This window comes from Psychrobacillus sp. L4 (assembly GCF_042944905.1).
Lineage (GTDB): Bacteria > Bacillota > Bacilli > Bacillales_A > Planococcaceae > Psychrobacillus.
Genome location: NZ_CP168496.1, coordinates 237331 through 250163 on the forward strand (window position 1 = coordinate 237331; position 12833 = coordinate 250163).

Below are 12833 nucleotides of genomic sequence, written 5' to 3' on the forward strand. Positions count from 1 at the left end.
ATATCCCCTATCATAAAGAATATCCGGTGATTTTGGAAGTGATTTTTTGAAAACGATTATATAATTTACAAACATACGCTATAAGCGGTAATGAACATTAGATTAGAGCTCTAAAATAGTAGAACATTCTGGCATAAAAATAGAAAAGATTGGATGCTGTGTGGGAGTAGAGATATAATTAGTATAGATAATAGAGAAGTAGAAAGAATAAGTGAATAAAATCGAAAATAGCATGTAGGCCTTTTCTTTTAACTAGAATTTTTTTGTGCCTACGATTGGAGAAAGTATGAATGTTTAAGGAGCAGACAAGATATTCAAGGCTTGCGGATATAACCAAAATAATAAATACGAAGTTGGAACTACGTGAAGTATTACAACGTGTAACAATGGCGATATCCGAAGAAATTGTTCAATGCAATTCTGTCGGTATTTATTTGCCTCAAAAAGATGGTACATTCAGAGGATTTGCAGGAAAACCAGAGAGCATGAATGGCATAACGCTCGATACGTTAGTAATTGATCTTGAGTTCGACTTATTGGCAAAAGAAGTGATTGAAACTAAAAAAACTATTTACATCCCGGATACATCAAAAGATAATAGGCCAGATCCGGGGCCAGTTAAAGCCTTTCAAATTAAATCTTTATTAGCTCTTCCTATCTCATTTGAACAAGAGTTATTTGGTTTAGTTTTCTTATTTGATTATGGAACTCCCATGAACTTAACTGTGTCAGAAATTCAGAGCGTTGAAGCTTATGTGAATATGGCTGCAGTTGCCATTCAAAATGCGAATAATTTAACGCAAAAGGAAAACATTCTTGCTGAAAAGCAGTTGTTACTTAACGTTACGCGAGATTTATCGATGTGTTCCTCCATACAGGAAAGTCTCGATAAATGTTTTTTCTACTTAGGAAGAATGTTAGATAGCCAAAATATTGCAGCCCATCTTCTAGATCCATTTGAAAAAACAACCATTAGATTAACAAGGACTAGTAAGGAATGTGATTGGACAGAATCGAATTGGATGGAAATTTTTCAAAACATAAGAATGGATAAAAGCTATGAAGCGATGATCCAAGAGGTTATAAAAACAAAAAAAGTAACGCACATTACAAGTGTTGATACGAAGCACCTACTTATGATTCCATTGGTTTCAATGGGAGAAGTATTAGGGGTAATAGTCGTCGTCCATTTAGAGGGGAAAGCTAACAATTACGATGAATCCCAAATTCAACTGGCACAATCTATTGTTGATGCCACAGCCCCTACGTTTTCCAACTTGTTATATATGGACCAACTAGAAAGCATGGTAGTAGAGCGGACAAGGGAATTAGCCGCTGCTAATGAAAAAGTGACAAGTGTTATAGAGGGTATAACGGATGGATTCTTTGCTTTAAATAAAGAATGGGAATTTACTTATATAAATAAACATCAATATTTACCGCTTGGGAAAACGGCAAAAGACGTATTAGGTAAGAATGTATGGGAAATATACCCGAAAAATGTCGATACGGTCATTTATAAAGAGCTTCATCGTGCGATGTCAGAGCGCATTACAGTACATTTTGAAATGCTTTCATCCTACGACGGTTATTGGCACGAAGTGGTAGCATACCCTTATGACGATGGTATCTGTTGTCTTTTTAAAAACATAAATGAAAAAAGGAAATATGAGAAGGAATTGAGAAGGTTATCCAACTTGGATTTAATTGGGCAAATGGCGGCAGGAATCAGCCATGAGATTAGAAATCCAATGACTACGGTACGAGGATTCTTGCAATTATTAAGAAAAGAGGTCAAGTTTGAAAAACATACAGCTTATTTCAATCTAATGATTGAAGAACTGGACCGTGCCAATTCGATTATTACCGAATTTCTCTCAGTGGGTAATACAAGGACATCCGAATTACAGATGTTAGATTTAAATTCCATTATTCATGATATTACACCTTTAATAGAGATTGATGCGTTCAATCAAAATAAAAGTATTCAATTCGATACACAAGACATTCCAGAATTGCTTTTAAATCGTAATGAGATACGACAACTAATCATAAACCTATACCGTAATGGCTTAGAAGCGATGATTGTAGGGAAATTACTAACTATTAGCACCTACAGGGAAGGTGAAAATTGTGTCACTCTTGCAGTTCGTGATCAAGGAGAAGGAATCAATCCAGAAATTTTAGAGAAGCTGGGTACGCCATTCTACACAACTAAAGATAATGGTACAGGCTTGGGGCTAGGTATATGCTATGCCATTGCCGCCCGTCATAATGCGGAAATCGATATTCAAACTGGGATTGAAGGTACTACTTTTTTGGTTAAGTTTAAAATTTAAAAGATTCTATACCCGTTTTTTTGCAATTAAAATTAGGCGCCTTTTTTCTTGCAAATCTTATTGGTTATTGGTGGTTCGCTTGGTTTAACTAATGAAGATAATATCAGTGGAACAGATCTATAGAAGTTTTAGGATTAAGTTTATAAGAATAGAAAGGATGTACATATGAAAATCAATCAATTAATTGCGAACAATATTAACAGATTAGATGCAGCACTACCAGTAGATAAATCGGTAGGAATTGCTGGTTTGTCTGGATCTGGTAAAACAACATTTTGTCAAACTATTGGTGAAGAATCCAAGAAGCGTCTCGTTTCCTTATTGCCAAAGGCTGAATATCAATATTTATTTCCTAACATTATGGAAACCAATTTCAGTGCAATCAAGATGGAAGAAATGCCTTTAGTACTTTTTCTCGGAAAATCATCTATTTCTTCCAATCCACGTTCAACGATTGGCACCCATACAGGTGTTTTTAAAGAGATTCGCGTACGACTTGCGGAAGAATTTAATCTTTCTCCAGAAGTTTTTTCGTTTAATAATGAATTAGGCTGGTGTCCTGCATGTAAAGGACGCGGCACTACCAAAAATATCGAATGTAAAAAGTGTGAGGGCAAGCGTTACAATCCTGAGGTTGAGCAATATAAGATAGAATTATTGAATCAAGCCCATAGTATTTCCGATATCAACAACTTAAGCATTGAATCGATTCTTTCCCTTGGAGAAGAATTACATATTAGTGAAGCGAAACAGCATATTCTTCAAAATATACTCAATATGAATATTGGTTACCTAACATTAAATCGTATTATGGGTACCTTATCAGGTGGAGAAATTACACGACTTTACTTGGCGGAATTTATGGCAACAAGTGAAAATACCGTTATTATTATTGATGAAATTTCCGTGGGTCTCGATCACCAGACATTACTGAAAATTTTAGAAGAGATTAAACAATTGGGCTACAAGAATCAGATTTGGCTCATTGATCATTCTGACACGGTGCTTAACACATCGGAAGAGCAATTATTCTTTGGACCTGGTAGTGGGAAATACGGTGGGAAAATTGTAGAAGAATCCCCACGTCCACAACCAATCACTTTGGAAAAAAATGAAGAAATACCAACAGAATACTATCAATTTCAAGATCTTCACTGCCGTAATATTCAAATGGCTGAAATTCAGATTCCTAAAAATAGAATTGTCACTTTTACGGGAGAATCAGGATGTGGGAAGTCTACACTTGTTAATGAGTGTATTGCCAAAGATTTTCAGAAGCGCTATGCAAAAGATAAACTCGTAATAGTTGGGCAAGATCGAAACCAATCAATTACTAGCCGTTCAACAGTTGCGACGTTTCTTGATATTAAAAAGAAACTCACGAAATATAGTGAAGATATAGATGATATTTTTCAGCGTTCGATTGAAGATATTATTGATGAACTGCCAAATGAAGATATCGCTCATAAACGCTTAAGCTTATTGATCAAACTTGGACTTGGTTATTTGACGTTGGAAAGAAAAACACAGTCTTTATCGACTGGTGAATTTCAATGTGTCCATTTAGTTTCTGAGCTGTTTGCTAACTCAAGAAACCCACATACTCTCTTTATTTTTGACGAGCCTTCCAAAGGTTTATCACAAAATATTTTAAATCAATTCATTGATAGTATTAGGGATATTCTGCAAGATGAATCTGTCTCTATTATGATGATTGAGCATAATACTTATATGATAGGAAACTCTGATTTTATCGTTGATTTTGGTAATAGACAGCTTGCACCTGTCGAGCATCTTGATGTTGTCAGTCATGATGATTATTATCGTCATCAAAATGGTGCAGAAATGGGTACGCCATTTCAAATTTCTTCCACACTAAATCAACCAAATGGCATTAACTACTTAACAGAAAATCATATTTCCTATTTTAAAAATGCTGAAAACGTCTATAAAGGTGGTATTTTAAAAAGCTTATCATCAATGGCTCGGTTGATTTATGGTGAATACGAAACGGACACCATTGCACCTGTCATTGCCATAGATTTGGAACGCCACTTGTATAGTCAATATAGTTTTCTTTATGAACTAGGCGGCGTGATCAACCATATTGTAGCAGCTCATCCGACCAATAAAGATACGAGAAGCTTTGATTTTTATTATCAAGACAATCATTGCCCATGCTGTTCGGGCCGTCGAATGATTGAAAAGTTTGATTTTGATGTTGTTCTTCAGGATAAAACCGCGCCATTTTGGGATGGCCAATTACATGCAGATGTAATGGAAGTATTAAAGTTTTATCAGTTTTCAAAATTAGAATTCCTCTTTGAAGAGATTAAAAATGAGCTTGGTCAGGATATAAGCAAAAGTTTCAATGATATGACTGAAGCAGAAAAACATACCTTTTTATACGGGTATTGGGAAAAGTCATTTTATGATAAAGAAGGTAAGACAAGGAGGACTTGGGAAGGCTTTAATTTAATCATTGGACGTTATATATTTGTATCAAAATCAATTATTAAAGAGCATATAAAAGAATCCAAAGAGATGATTACGTGTCCAGTCTGCCAAGGAACCGTATTAAACCACCATAAAAAGCTGAAATTTGGTGACACGGATATTCGTGGGATTATTAACCAGCCACTCGATCAAGTAATAAAAACAGTTGGCAACTTACAGCAACTAGAAAAATTAAGAGACATTGTCGGCGGCGATATGACTTTAACCGAAGATGTGTCCCTATTGCCTAGAGAAACACAAGTCGCTCTGAAAATGTTTGAATTGGAGCAGGCAAGCTTTGCCCAATATGAAATGGTTTTACAAAATGTGCTGCCATTCTGGGGCAGTATTAGCAACAATATCGAATCAATCGGCATTAACAATCGGATTACCATCTGTGATTTTGACAATATTACAGAAACGAGAGAAACGATCATTGATAAGTACTTCACTAATGGAAAATATAAAAAGCTTACGTATGTCTATGAAGCGTTAGGTTACAAAAAGATTGTCACTCTTATAAATAAGGTTAGAAAAAGCCATTCATGTCCATTCTGTAATGGAAAGAAAGCTATTACAGAGGAAAATCTCCATGATGGGGTATTTAAACTGACGATACCTTGTGTGACTTGTAATGAAACTGGTGTTAATAATGAAGGACTTAAGGAAATGGTCGAAGGCATAGATGTGGAAACATGGCTAACTGGCACAGTCAGGGATGTTGTTACTGAAAGCTTAAGTAGCGAGGCTGTTGCGGATATTCCAATTTTCAATCGTATTCGAGAGTTGAATAAACGAGAAATGATGGCCGTTTACGAATTCCTTGAGCAAAATAATTAGTTTTGTATGATGATTTTTACAAATTAGTCCGACTGGTGCGAAATAATTGGAGATAGACGGATAGTTCATTTCAGGAGAAATAATTGAAAGACCGAACAAGTAGTCATTTGTTCGGTCTTTTTTTATCTCATTACAAAAAGTGGTTGATATATCCAAACTAGACGGTGAACAGGGCCATAAATAAAGGAGATTTTTGGAATAGCTGTCTATTAGGTTTTGAGTTTAGGGTTATAAAGTGAATTAGATTAAATTCAGTATAAATGTTAGAGGTATATTATTCTTAATAACTTATCTAAAAGTCTAATCTATTGGAAATTTCAAACGTATACTATTATAAAGTTTAACCCTGACAGGTGGTGAATTGATATGCCATTTTATCCGCCAAATCCTAGAAGGAGACCATTCTCGCCAGTCTATAGACAAAGAGGAGGACCTCCAAATCAAATGAGAAGGCCGAATAATTCTTTCCATAACCCTAATCGACAACAATCTCAAGGTTTTAGATTTGAAAGATTACCAGAACATTTTAATACCATTATGGGCCATGCAGGCACAATAAAAAATGGAGTTAACATGATAAGGCAATTTGGATCAATTTTGGGTCTATTTAGATAGTTTATCTCGACTGAAGGATATCTTATGCACATCAATTGAATATTAACGGGATCTCTTCCTTCTAACCCTGATTGAATTTAAAGGTCAATCAGGGCTTTGTTATGTTTTAGTTGAAGTTTTTTTAGTTGTTATTTCAGTGAATATATTTTCTTCGGAGTTTGTTGATTGCTCGGCTTGTGTAGGTAGCTTGCCAGTTTGAATTAATTGAATAAGATTTTGAATATCTTCTTTCGTTGCAGGTTGCTTTTCTTTTTTTAACGTATAACCTAATTGTCCATTTACCTCCAGTGTTGCATATTCAACGTCACTAATGGTCGTTATACCTAGTTGTCGTAGATGTGTTTCGAGTTTATCGACGGTTAGCCTAAGTTTCTTTAAACTTTTCATATTTATATTCCCATTTTCAATGATTATTATGGCTTTGCCAGAAATTATAGATTCAAATCGATTAAACTTTAATTCAATGAATTCAATAAAGATAAGGGATAGAATTAATAAGGAACTGATTCCAATAGTAGACAATAACCCTTTACTTTTTACTGGATGAATCAGCAATGTACCGAGCATAATCATGATAATTGTATGAGGGACAGTCATTTGTGAGATGGACCTTCTTCCGCCAATCTTTAACAAAACCATTCCAACTACAAGAATTATGATTGTCTTCCACACCAAATCCATAACCAATCACCTTTTTTTAATAGTATTAGAAACTTTCTTCATATTCATACCATTTGAAAGGTAATCACTGACAAAAGGAAATGGGGTTTTTCTATCATATACCTTCCTCCTTCACACTATCCTTCCTACTTGAATAAGATATCTAATTGGAAATACCTTATAGCTGGGAGTAGGATAATGTGAAAAAATGGATTGTTGCACTGGTAGTTTTATGTTCAGTAGGACTGGCCGGTTGTCTAGAGAAAACAGTAAATGAAGAGCTAGAAAAAAATGACAATGAAGGGAAACAACCCGTGGAGGAAGTAAAAAAACCTGTAACTTATGACGAAGAAGCAGAAAAGGAAACAAAGCCTTTAGTTGTCAATATCGTTGACCCAAATAATTTAAAAATAATAAAAACGCTATCACCAAACGATTTAGGATATGAAACAAATGTTGAAACATATAAAAAGGAAATTGAAAAATTAGCTTATGAGTTGGCAAGGGGTACAGAAACGGAAGCTGGTTATGACAAGAGAATGGTTCTTGATAAAATAGATGAAAACGGTCAGATCATTAAAGGGAGCCCAAGGATAATTTTAAAAGAAAGTGAATTGGTGGCTAGAGTTATAGATGCATCCATTACTGGCAAGGACGTTGAAATTCCTTTGTATGTAACAGAAAGTAACTATAATATGGAAGATATCCCTCATTTAGAGGAAGTAATAATTGCTTCGTACACAACTTATTTTAATCCCTCGGATGTAAACAGAAATAAAAATATAGAGGTTTCAGCAAAGGCTATAAATAATGTAATTGTTGGAATTGGGGATTATTTCTCTTTTAATGAGATAACAGGTCCAAGGGATGAAAAGAATGGCTACCAACCCGCACCGGAAATAATTAATAAGAAGCTCGTCATGGGTATCGGGGGAGGGGTTTGCCAAACATCCTCCACACTTTTTAACGTAGTGGACCAATTATCGGTAACATATGTGGAGAGACATCATCATTCATTAGATATAGGTTACGTACCAAAAGGAAGAGATGCAACCGTTTCGTATGGTGCATTAGATTTCAGATTTCAAAATACACAAGAAGCACCTTTTTTAATAAAAGCAATATATGGTGATGGCTTTCTTACGATAGAAGTAAGAACTACGAAGAAATATGAGAATAACTTAGAGTAAGTTAAGGCTTTAGCACTTTGCTCCGCATAAGGGCAACAGAATACGCGCAAGTTTGTCGTAGAAAAATGCTGCTAAAACCATTAAGTAGTATCAATTAGTCTCGCTTTCGGATGAATTGGTCTCGCCTCGGAGTAAATTGGTCTCGGTTCCCACACGATTGGTCTTGAAGTGCCATTTAGTGTAAAAAAAAAGAACAGGTAGAGTCGCTCTTGAATCTCACAATTTAAAAAAATCGAGCACATCATATATAAAGTTGATGTGCTTTTCTTATATTAAAGTCTAGCTAATAAGGCATGTCAAAATGTAGTTGTCGGTCCAAACGTGCTAAAATATAACCAACTAAACCGATACAGAAGAAACTGAAATGATCGAGAAAGGATTAGAAAAATGAATTTTTCGATGAGCGAAACGAAAATTAAGCAATTATGCGGCGTTACAGCTTTTAAAAAGGGAAAAGCTTATTATCAAGCAGAAAAAGTTAATCTTCACTCCTATCAGGCAAGTAGTGCTGTAATTGAAGCCAGCGTAAAAGCAGGAGATGATTTTGATGTCACAGTGCAAACAGGCCCTAATGGCAAAATCGTGGCTACTTGTACATGTCCGCCAATAGGGTTACATACATACTGCCAACATATAGCTGGGGTAATGCTAGCTCTCCAAGAGAAGCAGCAGGTGGAGGAGCATTTGGTTGATAGGATGATGGATTTATTTGGAGGTGAAACTCTTCCTCCTACTGGCAAGCAACTGCATTTCGACAACAGACAGACACTACATGTGGAATTTACATGCCGTCCAGTCTTTCAAGGTGATGGGGAGTATGCAATCGGGATCCAAATGAGTGCAGGTTCTCAATCATTACAGCCCATCTCACATATAGCGAACTTTCTTCATGCAATAGAAAATAGAGAACCGCTTGAATATGCTCGAGGTTCACTATATGCCCCGGAGCTTTACAGTTTTCCAAGAGAAACGGATGTAGTCCTTCAATTTCTAATAAAAAGCGGGCGTGTGAAAAGTAAAGTTGCCTTGCAAGAGGGTTTACTACTCATTTCCGCTTCCGATTGGGAGCAGCTCCTTCTTTTATTAACAGAAGCGCCAGCAGTAAGATTTATGCAAGATGGAGAGCTTTATGAGGGAATCCGTTTTGGACTAGAGCTACCTCTAAGTTTTGCATTGGAAAAAGGAAATACAACCAACTACGAACTGGATGTGAAAGGACTAGAACGAATAACTGTCTTAAAGGCTTATGGTTATGCACTTTTAGAAGGGAAATTGTTCAAGCTACCTCCAGGGGATTGCAATCGACTGGCTGAATTAAAGGAAATGTTGGATCAATCCGGAAAGAACGAGCTAGTCATTTCGGAGAACCAAATAGATCACTTTATGGAGCAAGTTATACCTGGATTAGGAAAGCTTGGGAATGTGGTAATTGCGGAGTCTGTTTCCAAAAGAATGGGAGAAACACCACTTCGAGTCAAGCTTTTCTTAGACCGAGTAAAGCATCGATTACTGGCAGGTTTGGAGTTCCATTATGGGCATCTCATCATCAATCCATATGAAGAAACCGAAGAGACCTTCACGCATTATCCTGGAATTAGGCGCCAACGCGATAAAGAATTGCAAATCATTCGTGTACTTCTAGAAAACTCATTTACGCAGACGGATGGTGGATTTTTCTTGTACGACGAGGAAGCAGAATATCATTTTTTGTATCATGTTGTTGCGGGAATGGAAAAATGGGTGCATATATATGCCTCGACAGCTGTGAAAATGCGTGTCCAAAAAGCGTATACAGGTCCGAGGATAAAAGTGGAAGTGAAAGAACGTATGGAGTGGTTGGAGTTCCGTTTTGATCTAAATGGAATTCCTGAAAAAGAAATCCAAAACCTGATGGCTTCACTTGAAGCAAAACAAAAATTTTACCGAATTACAAATGGAAACTTGGTATCGTTGGAAACACCAGAGTTTTTAGCACTGGCCAATTTCATGCAAGATATGGGCCTAACTAATGAAAATATTAAAGAAGAAATTCGGGTTCCATTAATTCAGGGTATGCAATTGATCGACTCCCTGGAACAAGGAGATTTAGTGGATCCAGGTGAAAATTTTGCGAAGCTAATGAAAAATTTAAACGATCCCGAAGCGTTGAATGAAACTGTGCCTACAACACTAACAACCATTCTTCGTGATTACCAGAAGGTAGGTTTTAAATGGTTTAAGCTGTTAGCGAAATATAAGTTCGGAGGAATCCTAGCAGACGATATGGGCCTTGGGAAAACACTGCAAAGCATTACATTCATCGAATCGGTACTTCCAGATGTTCGAGAACGCAAATTACCGGTACTGATCGTATGTCCAGCATCCCTTCTTTACAACTGGAAGAATGAGTTCGAAAAATTCACTCCGCATATAAATGCGCAAATCATTGACGGCAATAAAGCAGAAAGAAGTTCTTTATGGAAAGCATCTTTGGGAGCAGATATACTCATCACTTCCTATCCATCATTGCGGATGGACACGGACCTCTTCCAAAAACAGCATTTTCACACATTATTTCTGGATGAAGCCCAAGCATTTAAAAATCCGATAACAAAGACTGCAAAATCGGTGAAAAAGATTCAAGCAGAATACCGATTTGCACTAACAGGAACACCAATAGAGAACGCGTTGGACGAACTTTGGTCCATCTTTCACGTTGTATTTCCAGAGCTATTACCAGGTAGAAGAGCCTTTAGCGAATTAAGACGAGAAGAAGTAGCAAAACGTGTACGCCCGTTTATATTACGACGCATGAAACAGGATGTTCTAAAAGAGTTGCCAAATAAAACGGAAACGATATTATTTTCGGAGCTGCAAATAGAGCAGAAAAAACTCTACGCAGCTTATTTAGCGGAACTAAAACATGATACGTTAAAGCATTTAAACAAGGAAAGTTTCCAAAAGAATCGCATAAAAATTTTAGCTGGCCTAACAAGACTCCGACAACTATGCTGCCACCCAGGTCTATTTGTTGAAGGCTACACAGGAAGTTCGGCAAAGTTTGAGCAACTGATGGAGATTCTAGAAGAATGCCGATTGTCAGGAAGAAGAGTGCTCGTCTTTTCACAATTCACCCAAATGCTCGGCATAATAAGAAGACAACTGATACGACAGGGCACATCTTACTTTTACTTAGACGGACAAACCCCACCTGCTGATCGTGTCGAATTATGCAATCGCTTCAATAACGGCGAAGGAAATCTATTTCTCATCTCATTAAAAGCTGGAGGCACGGGCTTAAATTTAACCGGAGCAGATACAGTGATCCTTTATGACCTTTGGTGGAATCCAGCAGTCGAACAACAAGCGGCAGACCGTGCCCACCGAATGGGTCAGCAAAACGAAGTCCACGTTATCCGCTTAGTAGCAAAGGGTACCATTGAAGAGAAAATAAACGAACTTCAACATAGAAAAAAGAGTCTCATTGATGAGGTTATTCATTCAGGTGGAGACGGGCTGACTACTATGACGGAGGAGGATATTCGGGAGATTTTGATGATTGAGTGAGTGGGTGATGAATTAATTACTATCGTTGTATTGTAAAAAAATCGACCCCATTCTAAAAATTTTCAACATATGGACATAACATTAATAAGTGACATTGCAGATTTTCTAATACTGTTATAGATACGTTGAAACTGTTAGATAGATGCTACGCAGTGTTTGATCCAGTATTCCTAGTGTCAGACTCAAATGTTCTCCAACATGTTGCTGACATTAGGAAGTGGTCTTAATGAACTCAACTATCTAGTTTTTTAGCTATTTCATCTCACTTAGAAAAGAACGTACGTTTCATTTTTGTGGTATACTCTAAAATAGAAAGATGTTATTAAAAAAGGGGTGTATGAATATGTTTAGAAATTTAATTTATTTTGACTCAAAAAAGGTTATGGATTATAGATCTATCCTTGAAGGAAAAAAGTATGTGTCTATAAAGAATATTAAAGTTAGTTCAGAAAAGTCTTTAGCTGCTAAAATGCCCGTAATATCAGGAGGAATTGGTGGAGCTAGTGAAATGGACGGAGAAATATTAGAGAACCTTCTGTTGGATTGTGAAGAATTTGAAAGCTTACTTGAAAAGAAAAATAGAAATGATTATTTCGATTTTACAATTGATAATTTTGATGCAGAAACAATACCTAAGTCTGCTATTATTCGTTTCGAAGGAAAATTTATAATTCCAGAAGAATTTGATATGATGGATTTAATAAATAAATTTAAGCCTATGTTAGCTACCAACATGAATCTTCAGAATTCACAAGAAGAGGAAATTTTTGGTAGTCTTTTTGGAAAAGAAAGTACTAAAATACCGGCTTTTATTGAATGTGATAATTTTGAAGATAGGGTTGGTTTTGCGAAATTTAATTCTAATAATCTTTGTTATGAACTTGAGAGTTTAGAGGACTATGAAGAGGAAGATGTCACAATCTTAGCGAAAGTACTTTCGAAAAAAGAAGCGAATAATCGTCCTATTATTGTTTTTGATATAATGAAAGATTTATTTTCATTGGGTAGGGGAATTAGAAGACAGATGGGTTCTCAAGAAATTGAAGGAATAGAGAATATAAAAACAGATAAGAATATAATAATATTAGAAGTTTTAGCAATTTATCAGTGATAACTACCTTAAAGAAATCGTTCTTAGCGAAATAAT

The 12833-nt window shown here is 36.1% G+C and carries 6 protein-coding genes; 5 read left to right on the plus strand and 1 reads right to left on the minus strand.

Features of this window, described 5'->3' with window-relative positions:
* Positions 1-290 precede the first annotated feature (290 nt).
* Positions 291-2339: a GAF domain-containing protein gene (locus tag ACEPXG_RS01240; RefSeq protein ID WP_391206584.1), complete on the plus strand. Its 2049-nt coding sequence runs from the start codon at positions 291-293 to the stop codon at positions 2337-2339.
* Positions 2340-2504: 165 nt separating this feature from the next.
* Positions 2505-5675 carry an ATP-binding cassette domain-containing protein gene (locus tag ACEPXG_RS01245; protein ID WP_391206588.1) on the plus strand — a complete coding sequence of 1057 codons (3171 nt, stop codon included), beginning with the start codon at positions 2505-2507 and terminating at the stop codon, positions 5673-5675.
* Positions 5676-6389: 714 nt separating this feature from the next.
* Here ACEPXG_RS01245 and ACEPXG_RS01250 read toward each other — a convergent pair.
* Entirely contained in the window at positions 6390-6971 is a 582-nt protein-coding gene (locus ACEPXG_RS01250) for a DUF421 domain-containing protein (protein ID WP_391206589.1), read from the minus strand.
* 179 nt (positions 6972-7150) lie between these two features.
* Between ACEPXG_RS01250 and ACEPXG_RS01255 the strand changes: the two genes are divergently transcribed.
* The 3 genes from ACEPXG_RS01255 to ACEPXG_RS01265 all read left to right on the plus strand — a co-directional run bounded on the left by ACEPXG_RS01255 (position 7151) and on the right by ACEPXG_RS01265 (position 12797).
* Positions 7151-8140, plus strand: a complete 990-nt coding sequence (locus ACEPXG_RS01255; protein WP_391206590.1) for a VanW family protein — start codon at positions 7151-7153, stop codon at positions 8138-8140.
* A gap of 387 nt (positions 8141-8527) precedes the next feature.
* Positions 8528-11686, plus strand: coding sequence for an SNF2 helicase associated domain-containing protein (locus ACEPXG_RS01260; protein WP_391206593.1), 3159 nt, complete (start codon positions 8528-8530; stop codon positions 11684-11686).
* A 343-nt stretch (positions 11687-12029) separates the two neighbouring features.
* Positions 12030-12797, plus strand: a complete 768-nt coding sequence (locus ACEPXG_RS01265) for a hypothetical protein (protein WP_391206596.1) — start codon at positions 12030-12032, stop codon at positions 12795-12797.
* Positions 12798-12833: the final 36 nt, after the last annotated feature.

What these genes read in the sequence shown, in the direction of transcription:
- ACEPXG_RS01240 (WP_391206584.1), top strand. Translation starts at nt 291, where the DNA reads ATGTTTAAGGAGCAGACAAGATATTCAAGGCTTGCGGATATAACCAAA.
- ACEPXG_RS01245 (WP_391206588.1), top strand. Translation starts at nt 2,505, where the DNA reads ATGAAAATCAATCAATTAATTGCGAACAATATTAACAGATTAGATGCA.
- ACEPXG_RS01250 (WP_391206589.1), bottom strand. Translation starts at nt 6,971, where the DNA reads ATGGATTTGGTGTGGAAGACAATCATAATTCTTGTAGTTGGAATGGTT.
- ACEPXG_RS01260 (WP_391206593.1), top strand. Translation starts at nt 8,528, where the DNA reads ATGAATTTTTCGATGAGCGAAACGAAAATTAAGCAATTATGCGGCGTT.
- ACEPXG_RS01265 (WP_391206596.1), top strand. Translation starts at nt 12,030, where the DNA reads ATGTTTAGAAATTTAATTTATTTTGACTCAAAAAAGGTTATGGATTAT.